Source organism: Kribbella sp. NPDC048837, assembly GCF_055586945.1.
The window spans coordinates 1,597,302-1,611,276 of record NZ_JBVJHF010000001.1; the positions used below are offsets into that span (position 1 = coordinate 1,597,302).

The 13,975-nt window shown below is 64.9% G+C and carries 12 protein-coding genes and 1 pseudogene; 5 read left to right on the forward strand and 8 right to left on the reverse strand.

Translation table 11 applies throughout. The features are described 5' to 3' along the window. Window positions 1-625: 625 nt before the first annotated feature. The 3 genes from ACZ6O0_RS07350 to ACZ6O0_RS07360 form a co-directional block, all read right to left on the reverse strand. A complete protein-coding gene (locus tag ACZ6O0_RS07350) occupies window positions 626-2,581 on the reverse strand; it encodes a hypothetical protein (RefSeq protein ID WP_465763945.1) in 1,956 nt (651 codons plus the stop codon). Between the two features lie 287 nt (window positions 2,582-2,868). Continuing rightward, complete coding sequence (locus tag ACZ6O0_RS07355) at window positions 2,869-3,639, reverse strand: winged helix-turn-helix transcriptional regulator (protein WP_465763946.1); 771 nt, start codon at window positions 3,637-3,639, stop codon at window positions 2,869-2,871. Between the two features lie 245 nt (window positions 3,640-3,884). Continuing rightward, window positions 3,885-5,279, reverse strand: a complete 1,395-nt coding sequence (locus ACZ6O0_RS07360) for a CBM96 family carbohydrate-binding protein (RefSeq protein ID WP_465763947.1) — start codon at window positions 5,277-5,279, stop codon at window positions 3,885-3,887. Window positions 5,280-5,736: 457 nt separating this feature from the next. Between ACZ6O0_RS07360 and ACZ6O0_RS07365 the strand changes: the two are divergent. The 3 genes and pseudogenes from ACZ6O0_RS07365 to ACZ6O0_RS07375 form a co-directional block, all read left to right on the forward strand. Continuing rightward, window positions 5,737-5,994: pseudogene (locus tag ACZ6O0_RS07365) on the forward strand (MFS transporter); the annotation flags it as partial. A gap of 92 nt (window positions 5,995-6,086) precedes the next feature. Further along, entirely contained in the window at window positions 6,087-6,869 is a 783-nt protein-coding gene (locus ACZ6O0_RS07370; protein ID WP_465763948.1) for an MFS transporter, read from the forward strand. Next, window positions 6,866-7,858: a TolB family protein gene (locus ACZ6O0_RS07375; protein WP_465763949.1), complete on the forward strand. Its 993-nt coding sequence runs from the start codon at window positions 6,866-6,868 to the stop codon at window positions 7,856-7,858. Before ACZ6O0_RS07370 ends, ACZ6O0_RS07375 begins: the two co-directional genes overlap by 4 nt. A gap of 373 nt (window positions 7,859-8,231) precedes the next feature. Here ACZ6O0_RS07375 and ACZ6O0_RS07380 read toward each other — a convergent pair whose 3' ends face one another. From ACZ6O0_RS07380 to ACZ6O0_RS07390, 3 genes are all read right to left on the reverse strand, one after another. After that, entirely contained in the window at window positions 8,232-9,086 is an 855-nt protein-coding gene (locus tag ACZ6O0_RS07380) for a hypothetical protein (RefSeq protein ID WP_465764081.1), read from the reverse strand. Between the two features lie 165 nt (window positions 9,087-9,251). Further along, window positions 9,252-9,722: a PPC domain-containing DNA-binding protein gene (locus ACZ6O0_RS07385; protein ID WP_465763950.1), complete on the reverse strand. Its 471-nt coding sequence runs from the start codon at window positions 9,720-9,722 to the stop codon at window positions 9,252-9,254. Window positions 9,723-9,732: 10 nt separating this feature from the next. Next, window positions 9,733-11,148 carry a hypothetical protein gene (locus ACZ6O0_RS07390; RefSeq protein WP_465763951.1) on the reverse strand — a complete coding sequence of 472 codons (1,416 nt, stop codon included), beginning with the start codon at window positions 11,146-11,148 and terminating at the stop codon, window positions 9,733-9,735. 144 nt (window positions 11,149-11,292) lie between these two features. On the opposite strand from ACZ6O0_RS07390, the gene ACZ6O0_RS07395 reads away from it, so the two are divergent. Beyond that, window positions 11,293-12,036, forward strand: a complete 744-nt coding sequence (locus ACZ6O0_RS07395) for a helix-turn-helix domain-containing protein (protein ID WP_465763952.1) — start codon at window positions 11,293-11,295, stop codon at window positions 12,034-12,036. Further along, window positions 12,036-12,512, forward strand: coding sequence for an NUDIX hydrolase (locus ACZ6O0_RS07400; RefSeq protein WP_465763953.1), 477 nt, complete (start codon window positions 12,036-12,038; stop codon window positions 12,510-12,512). Before ACZ6O0_RS07395 ends, ACZ6O0_RS07400 begins: the two co-directional genes overlap by 1 nt. Here the strand turns inward: ACZ6O0_RS07400 and ACZ6O0_RS07405 are convergent. Together ACZ6O0_RS07405 and ACZ6O0_RS07410 are read right to left on the reverse strand one after the other, a co-directional pair. Further along, a complete protein-coding gene (locus ACZ6O0_RS07405; protein ID WP_465763954.1) occupies window positions 12,509-13,051 on the reverse strand; it encodes an HD domain-containing protein in 543 nt (180 codons plus the stop codon). The genes ACZ6O0_RS07400 and ACZ6O0_RS07405 overlap by 4 nt on opposite strands. Before the next feature lie 86 nt (window positions 13,052-13,137). After that, on the reverse strand, window positions 13,138-13,872 hold the full coding sequence (locus ACZ6O0_RS07410; RefSeq protein WP_465763955.1) for a helix-turn-helix domain-containing protein: 735 nt from the start codon (window positions 13,870-13,872) through the stop codon (window positions 13,138-13,140). Window positions 13,873-13,975: the final 103 nt, after the last annotated feature.

A 13,975-nucleotide genomic window follows, 5' to 3' on the forward strand; every position in this document is an offset into this window, starting at 1 on the left:
CGAGTTCCAGCGGAAGCGACCGCGAATTGAGCAGTCGATGGCCGCCGGCATCGAGGACGTTATGTAGGTGCTCGACCGAGCTGACACACCAAACCCCGTTGATCGGCGCGATGACCACTCGAAACTTCGACGGGATCGCCGAACTATTCACCGGCGGTGATTCGATCAAGCCGACGGACGTCGAGCGCAGCCTCGTCGTTCAGCGCGGACTCGACAAAGGTCGCCCTGTTTCATCGATCCCGCAACCGCGCGGCCGACGCGCTGCTGATCGAGCTGTACGCGTCCGCCTGCGGTCGAATCGATCTCTCGACAGATCCGCACGGCTTCGTGACGTCGAACTCCGATGACTTCTCGAGTCCGCACGGAGACAAGCGACACCCGCACCCGACCTGGCCAACATCTTCGGAGCAGGATCCAGCGACGGACTAGGCATTGACGGCCTGAAACAGGACCTCGCCGAGAAGCTCGGCAATGGCCGTTGCCGGCCCGCCGATGCAGAGAGTCGAAGCTCGCTATGGAGGCTCCGCCGCGCTCGGGCCGTACGACGACTTCGAATGGGGATGCTCAACGGAAAGCCGACGGCCCTCAGGTGGGTCCTAGGCTCGGACTGTGACTTCCTGGATCCCTAGACGGGGACCGCGGCGCGGATCTGTCGCGACGCCAGATGAACGTACTCGTCGCGTTTGGCGAGAGCGTTCAGTCGGCTCTCCCGGAGTGACGCGCGATCCCGCTCGTCTACTGTCGTGTCACCACTCGCGTGGAACCGACCTCTGACAGCGTTCTGGATCTCTTCTGACCGATGCTCCAGCGCCGCTGCGGCGGCGCGTGCCGAGTCGACGGTTTGCCCTTCGCCCAGGAGTGCCACCAAGCGCTCGATGACGTCCTCGAGCGCGGAGATCTTGGGCGCGATTCGGAGCGTCACGTCGTAGTACTTGCTGGAGCCCGTCGGATCAGCCTCGTCGCGATCGGTAGGGCTCCTCGTGTCTTTGTATAGCCAGGCGTATGGGTCGCCTGGGTCGGTACGCCGGTCGCTTGCTCGGCTCTGGGCCGGTTCGGCCTCGTCGAGAAGGGTCAAGACTTCGTCGATGCTGCGACTCAGCTCCGATGCCACCTCGACCATAGGGCGCCCTCGCCGCGCGCGTGTGCGCGCCGTACGCCTCACGGCCATGCGGAAGACCAGTCCTAGCGGCACGAGCAGCAGGACGATGAGAAGTAGCCGCATGAGCAGCAGGAGCGCCCCGGTCCATCTGTCGACGAATTCGACTTCGGTCGACCAGTTCAGCGTCTGGGGCACGTCAAGCGCCGGGACGGTGTCCGCGAGGGACCACGCGTACCACTCTAGGGCGGAGCTCACCTCTGAAGACGCAGCCACTGGAGCGCTGGTCTCAGCGATCCCAACGTGCAGCATGGTGATCGTGACCGCGCCGACGGCAAGGTTGGCGAGCAGCAGCCACCAGGTCAGCAGGACTGCTCCGGCGACCGCGTGCAAGAACGAGCGAAAGAAGTCCTCGAGAGAGGCCAGGCCTTCGCCGATCAGGCCCCAGGCTATTGCCACGAGGAGGAACGCCCCTAGGCCGTCGAAGATGAGGGCCAGCCAATATGACAGACCGTGATCGCCCATCCAGCGATCCAGCACGTCGCCCGGCAAACGTTCCAGCAGGTCACCCGCCCAGCGATCTATCCGTTCGCCCACCCATCGATTCAGCGGGCCGCCCACCCAGCGATCCAGAAGGGACTCCCTACGCACGACGAGGGCGAGGACGCCGTACATGAACAGCGGCAACGCGATCAACAACATGAGCACCCGTGCACCGAAAGAGGCGACCTCGAGGTGCTGCCTGAAAGGCCGCGGGAAGGACCGGCCAGGCTGCGCGGCATTGCGCTCGAGGGCCTGTTGCCGATGCTTTTCCGCCATACGCTCGTGATGCTTGAGCCAGCTGGAAATCACCCACCGGGCGCCGGACAAGAGGACTCGAAGCAGTGGGATGAGCAGCAGGATCTTGAAGGCGAGCAGAAGCGCGCCGCTCCACGGGTCGGAGAAGGCGAGAGGCCCGGCCCAATGCAGGGCATGAGATATGTCGAGCAGCGGCATGACGTCCACGAGTTGCCACAAGTAGTAGACCTCGACGCGGGCGAGCCCGGGCGTTGTCACCGTTGGGTCCGGCGTGAGAACTCCCCAGAGGCACAGCATCGTGGTCAGGCCAGCGAATGCGACGGTGCACACTCCCACCGTTGCCAGCGACGACCACACCGCGAGGACATAAGCTCTCCGGTCCTCAGCATCGACCTGGATCCGCCAGTAGATCCACGCCAGGACGGCGAGTCCGAGACCGGCGAGCACCAGCCCCAGTCCGGCCCCGAGGACATTCGCGATATGGCTACCGCTCCTAAGTGCGGACCATTCGACCCAGTGCAGGCCACCAACCAGCAACAGACTGAACGCGCACGACTTGCCGACGACGGAGCCCCATCGATCTTCGGCTTCGGCCCGGGTCACCATAGCTTCGGCGTTCGAGCGCAGGACTGTCCAGTACCGGCGCCATGCACGCCGGCCCTCCTGGATCATCGATGTGCCGTTCATCGGAAGCTACGCCTGATCTGGTCCACTCCTTACTAATCGGAGGGGCAGAAGGGCGGTTTTGATACCTGCTTCCTGAGGCAACCGGCGAGTCGGGGGCCACTCCATTGGCGACGCCGACACGCCACGCGCGCAATCCTCTAGCCGAAACCTCGGCGGATTGGTCACCACGAAGTGTGGCCATCCTGCGATCGCGACGACTTGAACTAGTCTTCGGCGTCCCCCCTCGGCGACATCGGAGCTTCGACACCTGGGTCCGGCAGCACCTGAAGCCGGCCGGCTGAACTGGGTCACGCGTCGAAGGGTGCGGTGGTTCTCGACCGACTCGCGGGCGGCCTCGGCCCGCTTGGTGAGTTCGGTGAGGGTGGGAGGAAGGACCGGCCCGGTGAGTAAGGTCGTACTCGGCGGGGTGACACCTCGGCGTATGCGGTGCGGCTGATCCAGCGGTCGCGTTCGAGCGAGCGGAGCGTCTGGGTGAGCATCCGGTGGGAGATGCCGGGCAGGTCCATCATCAACTCGGTGAAGCCAGGGCGCGTCGTCGCGGTTGTGGGCTCGCGGCGTACTACGGGGCTCAGCATGCTGGTGTCCGCAGCCGCGTTCGCGCTGCTGTCACAGGCGCCTGCTGAGAACGGGTGCGCGTCACATCTGCTGCCGGCCGGAGATGGCAGGCTCATGATCACGGCCAGGACATCTAATCGTTGCTCGTCCTCGTCCTCGTCCTCGTCTCGCCGCGATGCGCTGGTCGTATCCGGGCACCGTGCGGTTGCGCCCGATGCTCGAGTTCGCCGGGCTGCAAGCTGACGCCCGGCTGAGTAGTCCGGCAGGCCTATGATGTCGACGGTGAAGGCTTGGCCGAGATCGCCCTGGAGATCGCCCCCCTCCCGAGATCCTGCAGAGAAGCCGCCGACTGTCACGTGTGCCCTTGCGGTCCCGAGTGCCGGGGGCTCGGCGCTCCGTGAGGAGGCGGTTGCCGAAGGCCCGCGACCTGGCTGGAGAAGGCAGACAGTCGTAAACACAACGAGCGTCAGAACGGCCAGTCCGCAGCCGAGAACTCTGAGCATCAGTTGGTGCTACAGAAGGTGTCGGGAGAGATGTGGTGTGCCAACCGTGAGCCGGGTCGCGTGGTGGAGTTCGAGTCGGGTCTGCGATGGAGGGTGCTGGTCCCCGAGCACTCGGCATGCCGGCCCCAGCTCGAGACGCCGCGGCAACGCTCGCCTGCGAGGGCAGATCGGCTTGGTGCGCCGATCTGCCCTCTGACCTGTCCGGGTTTGATGCAGACAGGGCTCTCGTTGGTGCGAGGCGTTGCTCAGTGGCAGGTGGTTGTGCCGCTGTCGGTGTAGGTCTTGCCGGCCTCGGGGACGAACTGCCAGTCGTAGCTGTTGGCGTGCAGGGTCAGCTTGAGCACGCCGTTCGTGTCGCTGTTGCGTGCCTGACTGTTGGGCTGGATGGTGCCGAAGCTGTAGTGGCCGGCGCCGCCCATGCCGGCAACGAACTCCCGGATACCGCGTACGTTGTCGAGTCCGCCGGTCGGGTTCTGCGGTGCGAACCGCTCGTACTGGTGGTTGTGACCGGTCACGACGACTTCGGCGTTGAAGTCGTACAGCGCCTGGTAGAGCGGCCTGGTCGCGGTCGTCGGCGCGTGGTTGGCGCCTGAGGTAAAGAGAGGCTTGTGCCAGTAGGCAACGGTGCACGGCTTGGTGCTTGCCGCGAGATCAGCTCGCAGCCACTGCTCCTGCGCCGAGCCGACGGACATGCTGACTTCGGAGTTCAGCGAGACGACGTGCCAGTTGCCGAGCTCGTAGGAGTAGTAGCCTCGGCCGGACGGGCCCGCGGCCGCGCCGAAGTAGCTGTAGTAGCCGGTGGCCCCGGACGTGTTGTATTCGTGGTTACCTGGTGCCGGCTTGGTCCGCGCTTTGTGCCGGCCCCAGGTCGGCTCGTAGTAGGTGTTGTACTCCGACAGCGTGCCGCTGTCGTAGGCGTTGTCGCCCGCCGTGAACACGGTGCCCGGGATGTTGTCGAGCAGCGCCGCGGTGGCGGCGTCGCCGGAGCCGGAGTTCGCGATGTCACCCGCTCCCACGAATACAGGATCGCCCGAGGGCGGAGGCGTGGTCGTGGGGGGTGTCGTTGCAGTGGAGGTGTTGATCAGGAGCTGAGGCGCATTCGCGCCGCTCTCCCGGGAGTCGTAGTAGGCGCCGTCGCTGCTGGGCGACGTGGCGCCGAAGCTGAAGGTGCCGTTGCCGGTCACGGCCGATGTCACGTCGATCTCGTACCACGTGCTCTTGGTTATGGAGCCGATGCTGCCGAGCGTGGCGCCGTCGAGGGCCGGCTTGTTGTTCCAGGTCGTGCCGGTCTCCGACCACATGGTGTTGGTCATCGACTTGACCGTGCCGCCGTTGTTGCTGCCGCCGTTGCCGCTGATCGTATGGATCCGCAGCTTGGCGCTGGTCACTGGCGAGGAGAGGCCGCTGACCGTGAACCTCAGGAACGACTGGCGGACCGGCGAGTTGTCGGCCACGAACTGCGCCAAGGTGCCGTAGTTGGTGGACGGAGTGCTGTCTTGTACGTAGGTGTCGGCGACCGCGGTGAACGTGGTCGTAGCTGCGCTGGCCGTGGGGACGTTGGTCAGCAAGATTGCGATGGCCGCGGTCGTCAGTGCGACCGCTCCTCCTGCTATCGCTGGTGTCCGGAGGCGGATGCCCATCAGGTACTCCTTACGAGGCGAGGGCTTGGGGACGACACGAAAATAGGGACTCGTTCGGAGCTACCGGCACCGCGATTGGGTGAACGTTGTGAGTGCTGTGAGTGAGATCTGTTCGAGCCGGCACACCTTGTCCTGACGAACCCTGAGTAGGCCATCGGCCGTTCATCGAACGCATGTCTACCCGCCGACTGCAGTGCTCAGTCCTTGCTGCGCAGGGCCCGGAGGATTTGTCGTCGTCATGGACTGCCGCCACACGTGAACGCTTGTGTTCGTGGTCGCCGTACCACTCGTCCGGCGTTAGCCGCAGGAGGTGCGCAACCGCATGTATTTGTCCACGATCGGCCGGCCGAAAGCCGTCGACCGCACAGGCGAGCCCGCCGGACGCCGACTGCGCGCGGTCAGCGCCAACGTCTTTGCTCTCGGAGCAGTAAGCCTGGTCACCGACATCTCCGCGGAGATGGTGACTGCGGTCCTTCCTCTCTACCTGGTCCTCGGCCTTCAGTTGAGTCCGACGGCGTACGGCGTGATCGATGGGACGTATACCGCCGCCACCGCGTTGCTCAGAATCGTCGGTGGGTATGTCGCCGATCGGGTGCGCGGCCGGAAGGGGGTGGCCGGTGTCGGCTATGCGCTCTCGGCCGTGGCCAAGCTCGGTCTGCTCGCGGCAGGCCGGTCGGCGGCCGCAGTCGGGTTGGTGATCGCGATGGATCGGACCGGCAAGGGGCTGCGTACGGCGCCGCGAGACGCGATGATTACCCTGTCGACGCCACCGGAAGCGTTGGTCGGGCCTTCGGCGTACACCGAGCGATGGACAGCTTCGGCGCCTTCCTTGGTCCCCTGGTGGCCCTCGCGGTGCTCACGGCCGCCGGCCAGTCCTTCGACGCAGTCTTCGTCACCAGCTTCTGCATCGCCGTCCTCGGTGTCTTGCTGCTCATCCTCTTCGTCCGCGACCGCCACGCCCGGCAGCCTGCTGCGGAACCCGTGTCGCCTCGCGGCGCCGTGTCGCTGCTTCGGGCCGCGCCGGTTCGCCACCTCGCCCTCGCCGCCTGTTTGCTCGGGCTGGCCACCGTTGGAGATGGCTTCGTTTACCTGCTGCTGCAGCGCCGTGTAGAGCTGAGCGCTGGCTCGTTTCCGCTGCTCGCGGTCGGCACCAGTCTCAGTTACCTACTGCTCGCCGCTCCATTAGGCGCACTCGCGGACCGCGTCGGGAGGCTGCCGGTGATGCTCGCCGGATACATCGGGCTGATCGCGGTGTACCTGTTGCTGTTCGGGCCACTCGGCGGATGGCCGCTGATCGCCCTGACGGTCGGCCTGTACGGCGCCTTCTACGCCGCCACCGATGGAGTACTCATGGCGCTGGCAGGCCCACTGCTACCAGAGCAACTGCGCACTACCGGCATCGCTGTCATCCAGACCGCCCAGGCGTTGGCCTACCTCGTCTCCTCAATCCTGTTCGGGATGGCATGGCAGGCATGGGGTCCGGTCATCGCCAGCCGAGTAGCCGCCGGGGGCGTCGTACTAGCGATCATCTCGACCGCGGCGCTGCTTGCCCACCGCCCTAGTGCCCTCACCCAGGAGGCAGCCAGTTGAGCGCCCTCACCCGGACGTCCCGGATCGCCATCGCCGTGGCCGCCATGCTCGTGCTCGCGGTCGTTGCCATCGGCTACATCAAGTTGGCCGCCGACCGCGCCGCCGCCACCGCCGACGCCACGGATCCGGACACCGCCGACCGCGCGACTCTCGTTCCCGGGCCACGACTGCTGGTGGTCAGCAACCGCCATCTCGCAACCGTCACCCGCGACGACCCGAGCGGCCCGCGGACGGTCGCCCCGCTGGAGTGCGTCCGTGTCTACGCCGCCTCAGGCACCGGTGTCTGCATCCGTCCAGACTCCGCATGGTCCTACCACCTGGTCGTCCTCGACCAGGAACTCCACGAGAAGCGCGCGATCCCGGTCCCCGGCCTGCCCAACCGGGCCCGCGTCTCAGCCAGCGGCCGCATGGTCGCCTGGACCAGCTTCGTCGGCGGCGACTCCTACAACCACGGCGGATTCTCCACCCGCACCGGCATCCTCGACACCCACACCGGCGCACTCGCCAGCACCCTTGAAAAGTTCACCGTGACACTGCAAGGTCGGCCCTACCAGGCGGCCGACGCCAACTTCTGGGGTGTCACTTTCACCGCCGACGACAACCGGTTCTACGCAACCATGTCGACGGCCGGCCGCCGGTACCTCGTAGGGGGCGACTTCGCCGCCAGAACCGTCCGAACGCTCAAGGAGAACGTCGAGTGCCCGTCGTTGTCACCCGACGGCACCCGCATCGCATTCAAGCAAGCCATCGGCGGCGACCCCACCCGCGGCTGGCAGCTATCTCTGCTCGACCTTGCCTCCATGCGGGTAACACCGCTGGCCGAGCGCCGCAGCATCGACGACCAGGCGGCCTGGCTCGACAACACAACGCTCGCCTACACGGTGCGAGACAGCAGCGGTGACCCCGATGTCTGGTCGGTGCCGGCCAATGGATCCGGCACACCTCACCTGCTGATACCAGACGCCGACTCCGCCGCCGCGCTGGGCTAAGCAACCTTCAGACGCACCACGCGGCGTGCCAAATTGGCCAGGGACGCGCAACTGCAGTCTCACCGATGCCCACAGAGCTTCGACCGCCCCTGGGCGTGCAGACGCCACGCCCGATCTCGACCGCCTCCAGCGGGCAGTGCTCAGCGAGCTGAACGTCTTCGACGAACTCGTGCGGGCCAGCCGCGTCTGCTCCCCGCCCGGCCCCACGACATGCTCCTATCCGCAGCGACTACCAGATTGGCCAGACCGTCGGCGGGAATCGCTGCGCGGGTTGTCAGCGGATCGACACCCCGTGGGGAGCACGCCGAAACCGAGCGCGGGGCCGGCCAACAGCAAGATCGTGACGCCGTTGTGCCGTAGAGGCTGCCGGCGTTCACAGCGCAGGACCATGATCGGGCAACTCCAGCTCAGCGATCGCCCTCGAGCTGCGCTGGGCCTTTCGTCTTTGAGGGCGGCGGTAGTCGGCCAAGGGTCGTGTGAGTAGGAGAGCATCGTGCAAGCGCTGCCGACCATCCTTGGACCTGGATAGGGCGCCAGGCGAGATCGGCAGCTCGACAGCCGACACGCGGGTGAAGTAGCGCGACAGGTCGTCGAGGAATCCGACGGCTGCTCGCTGCCCGGCCTCGTCGTCTGTGAGTACGACGATCGCCGAGTCGGTGGCGGCGTAGCGGCCGAGGATCCGTGCCTGCTCGTCCGACAGCAGAGAATCGTACAAGGGGATCCCAGCCCATCTACCCACTGTGAGCCGGCTGATCCGCTCGATCACAACTGCGTCCAGCGGGTCGTTCACCAAGACCGGCATTGCGCCCTCCGAGAGGAGGTCCAACTGCTCGGCGACACCCACAATGCAACCTGAGCGACGATGCACCTGCGTGGCGGGCGAGGTCGCGTAGTGCCGCGAGGGTGCCGCGCGGACTCCGATGAACCCGACTGTCTCCAACTGATCGTTCCGTGCCGGGAAGATCAGTTGATCACGAAAGCGATCGACGGTTCGCCGCTCCGGGTTCAAGAGTCCCAAACCGGCGTTCCGCATACTTTCGAGGTCGAAGCCTCGCGCCCTGAGATGATCTGCAAGCCGCGAGCGCGCGTCCGGCGCGTATCCGACAGACCATCCTGAGCTGGGGTCCAGCAGTTCGCCGGCACCTTCGCGGCCCAGGTATTCGCGCGCCCAGCTCTTCTTTGCCTGGAGCAACTCTCGACGGAAGAATCTCGCCGCAGCTCGATTCACCTCGAGCAAGCGGCGCCGCTCCGCGATGGTAGGAACAGATCTCGGGTCAGGCTGTCGCCGGTTCACGGTGCCTCCGGCAACTTCGAATCATTCTCATGCCCTCGACAGTCGCCTCTGCACCGCTTGCCCGGAACCTGGCATTGAACTTCCAGGACTCCTGGCCGACTAGCTCGGAGGTTGGCCAAACGTGAGCAGCGGAACGCCGTACAAGTCTGGCTGGCGCGGACGTGAGAATGCGGGCGCCGCCACTTCGACCAAGTACATCTCGGTGAGGAACTGGACCTTCGCGCCTAAGAGGTGGCTCGTGTAGGCAGTTGCTGAGTGGGTTTTGAGACCGACCGAGACATGGATGTGAGGCAGAACGGCGCCCGACTCCTCGTCGTACGCGAGGGTGCCGCCGCCGAGGGCCTCCACGTTCTCGAGGTGGACTGCGCTCCAGACCGGGGCGTCGGGGTTCTCGAGCTTCTCGCAGGTGCCGACGAGTTGGACGTCTCGCATGCCGGCGACGAACATCGGGATGAACCCCTGGCGTACGTCGTACTCGGCGCAGAACTCGGCCAACGCAGTGTAGAAGTCGTCGCCATGGTCGAAGTGGACGGCAAAGGTTCGGCCCATGGTTAGTTCAGCGGCGCGCAAGATCAGCTCCCTACAGGTTGTCGAGGTAGGCAACGTAGCGAACCGCGGTGTTCAGTCCGCGAGTGGACAGGAGGCGGCTCCGTGGTTGGGCGATATCGTCGATGCCGCCTGCTGCAAGCTCCTCACACCGCCTGTAGAACCACTGCCAAGGCACGTTCAGGTAGCTGGCCATCGCACCGAGCCGCCGCGCGGACGTCGGCTGAGCGATCAGCGACTCCTCCGCGAGCAGGCCCTCGATATCCCGGTACTCCAATCTGCGAGACGGTGGCGCACTCGCATCGACATACCAAAGCCCGGAACCGCCGAGCCAGTTGGCAACGATCGCCTCGTTCGCAAGGACAAACCCCTCCACCTCGGCATGCTCAGGCTCAGGGCTCAGCTCCACCGTGATTCCGAACGCCTCCATCAAGGCCATAGCGAGCAACAGCATCACTCGCTCATATCGCGGTGATGCTTCCACCTCCGATTCGGGGACACAGAACCCGCGACGCATGCCCTTGAACCATCTCGACGTACGCCGGAGGTAGTCGAACTTGTGCGACCAGAGAAGCCATGACGCGGCCTCCTCACCGCGCTGCTCCCGCGTCCAGAAGAACGGTTTGCCCCAGAGGCGATCGAGGTTGCGGGAGATGTGTCGTGAACAGAAGCGCGAGCCGAGCCACTGGCTCGAGACCGCATTGAGCATTGGCACCTCGCCCAGAGTCACGTCCGACGTCGCCCGCTCCTCGTAGTGAGCCAGCCGCAACTGAGTCTTGGCGAGCGAAGCATCGTCAGCCAGCAACGCGGTGTCGGCATTGGTTGTGGCCCAGATGATGCCTACAGTCAGATCGTCGATCACCGTCGCCGACGAGACAGGTTGTGGACCAGTACGGCGTCCTCCGCGATCAACAAACCGTCGACCGTCCGAGATGTAGAGCTGCCGGTCGCGATCACTCGCGACAACCATCGACCGACGATCGGGCCGGTTCAACATCCCGGCCAGATCCTTGCCCGCGTCAACCATCACCCAATCCCGGCCGACCTCGTCCACTTCGCAGTAGTGCGCAGCGATCTCAGCACCGGCGTACGAGCGTCCCGCGGGCAGACTCAAGGTGCCGAACTCACCTAGCGGTCGCTGGTCACTCATGAGGTCCAGAAGCGAGAGTGCCCCCGAGGCCGGGGCGGGACGGATGGTTCGTCGCTTGTAGAAGCCGAGATTGGCTGGGCTCGCGACCTTCAGCACTCGACACAGTGCGTGCCGCACATCGGCCGATGGCCACGAGTACCAACCACGCTCCCAATCCGAGATGGACTTAGAGGTGATCGCAGAGACCTTGCCAGTAGCGCGATAGATCTCAGCGCTGACCAGGTCCGCTAGCGTCGCCTGCGACAAGGCACCGCGTGCGCTGCGAAGCAACTCGTTCGGCTGCCGCTCGCGCTCAACCACCCTCAGTCCCGCCTCTCCTGGCCCTCTCGGGGTCCTGACAGCAGGATGTCTCTTACGCCTGCGACAGCGTCACGGCATGGGAAGACATCTCCGGGATGTCTTGCCTCACCTCAAAATGCCCCAAAATGTCTTAGGTTAGGTCTCGTGCCTAACGAACGACTGCGAGCGGCGATGGTGGAGCAGGGGCTGACCCATCATGCCCTCGCCGACGAGCTCGGTGTCAATGTCAAGACGATCGAGCGGTGGGTCGTCGGCGACTATCTTCCGTTCCCGCGGAACCGTCACAAGTTGGCGATCCGGCTGGGCCGTGACGAATCCTACCTATGGCCCGACGCGCTGACTCGTGATCGAGCTGGCCAGGTTTCCGAGAGCGAGATCGTCAAGGTCTATCCCCGACGCTCCGACGTACCGATGGAAGAGTGGCGCCGACTGTTCGCATCGGGCAGCGAGGAGATCGGTGTGCTCGTCTATGCCGGTCTCTTCATGGCTGAAGACGCCGCCCTCCAGCGGATTCTGCGGAAGCAGGCGAAGGCCGGTGCGCGAGTCCGGATCCTCCTCGGGGATCCGGACGACTCGCACGTCGCCGAGCGCGGCAAGGAAGAGGGCATCGGCGATGCCGTGGCTGCCAAGGTCCGCAACGCGATTACCCTCTTCGGCAACCTTCCCGACCTGCAGAACGTCGAGGTCAGGATGCATCGCACGGTCCTGTACAACTCGATCTACCGCGCCGACGATCTTCTGTTCGTGAACACTCACGTGTACGGCCTGCCGGCCGCACAAGCGCCGTTGTGGCACCTGCGCAGGATTCCCGGTGGTGAGCTGGCCGCTCACTACCTGGAGAGCTTCGAGCGAGTCTGGAACGACGCGATACCGATGAAGGAGGACTGATGCCCGGAAGAATCGACTACTACGACGATCCGACCGCGCCGGCACCAAACAGCATGGTCCCTTCCGTCAACGTCATCATCGAGAACGACGCCGGCGAGATCCTCCTGATCGAGCGCTCCGACAACGGGAACTGGGCATTGCCTGGAGGCGCCATCGACCTGGGCGAGTCGATGTCGCAAGCCGGCGTACGCGAGACGAAGGAGGAGACCGGTATCGATTGCGAGATCCTGGACGTGATCGGTATCTACACCGACCCGAAGCACATCATCCTCTACACCAGCAATGGCGAAGCCAGGCAAGAGTTCTCGATCCTCCTTCGCGGCCGGGCCACCGGTGGGCGACCTACCACCAGCGGAGAGAGCACCCAGGTGCACTGGGTCCCGCAGGCGGACCTGAGCAGCTTGCAGATGGATCAATCGATGCAACGCCGGATCGCCCACTACCTCGAGCCGAGCGCGACCCCGTACTTCGACTAGCCCCTGAGCCGACGCTGGACGTTCAGTGCAGCCTTTCTGAGCGACGGCGCCGATCGAACGACCGATCGGTGAACCACGTGCTCGCTCGAGTACCTCATCAAGATCTCACTCAGACGCTCCTCGACACCGACCGGACACCCGTCCGGAGCCGTCGTCACATCGCAGTACGTCAACGCGTCGAGAAGCTCCCTGTCAGGCATCGCGAACTCCTTAACCAAGTCTGGTATCCCGCGCTCGTCGGCCTCGACAAACGCCCCGGAATGATGGGCGACCAGCCGACATAGCGTGTCCCCAGCCTCCGGCAAATCTCTGAGGTATCGGGCACCATCCAGCGGATGAAACCCTGTCGATCGGATGAGCGGCGAGTATCCGATGTCATGCAGCCATGCTGCCGCCTCGACCAATTGCGCCTGCGGCCCAAGCATCGGCGCCAGACTCCGAGCACGAGCGGCGACGCCTTGCGTGTGTGCCCACCGCCGCGGCAACTCGTCCCGGAGCAGCCGCTCAGCCACCGACTTTGCTTCCTCGACATCAGTCACGTCATCGACGGTACGTCGGGCCCGACCGACGGCGTCACTACATCGTCGGACATCTCACAGACATGAGAGATGTCGCCGGCGAGACATTAGGCATGCCGTGCCGTCTCCTCAGCCTTCGACCAGATCGCCTCGAAGCTGTCCAGATAACCGTCGAACAAGTCGCTGCCCTCGGACCGGCGGTAGTGGAAGACGGGTGATTCGGCGGCAGGGATGCCTTGCGCATGCTGGTTGACCAGCAGTTGGTCGTCGGAGCGGTACATCGAGTTGTAGAGGACGGCGTCGTGCAATCTCAGCTCCACCCTTTCGTGCGACAGAAGCGTCTGCAGAAGCATCAACGAGAGTCGGATCCGCTCCACAAGGGCCTCCCCCGCCACCTCCTCCACTCCCCACCGTTGGACCTTGGGACTGTACGGGGCTGCCAACGCCACCTTGATTCGGACATTGCTGCCCTTGCCCTCAAGCAGCTCGAGGATGCGCGGATCCTCCGTCAGAAACAGCGCGCTATAGGTGAGGATGTCGATTTCGGACCGAGCACCTTCGAACAGCGACAACCAGTCCTTCTGCCTGATCGCCGTACGGCGCGTGTAGACACCTGCGAGTTCGGCGGGCCTGCGGTCTGCCCCGGCTGCGGCCCTGAGTTCAGGCCAAGCCAGATCCTCGTCGACACACAGCAGCCGGCTGAGCGAGACACGCGTGCGCGGGTGCGGCACCTGACCGCGCATCCAGTTCCGCACGGTCTTGGGATCGACGGACAGCTCCACCGATAGGTCCAGCTCTGTGAGGCCTGCGTCGTACAGCGCGCGCCGAAGCACCTCGTTCACTAGGATCGCCCTTATCTCGGCTAGATGTCGGTAAATGTCTGTTCCGACGGTAACACGAAATGTCCGTAAATGTCCGTAGATAGGGTTCTGCTGTCCGGGCTTT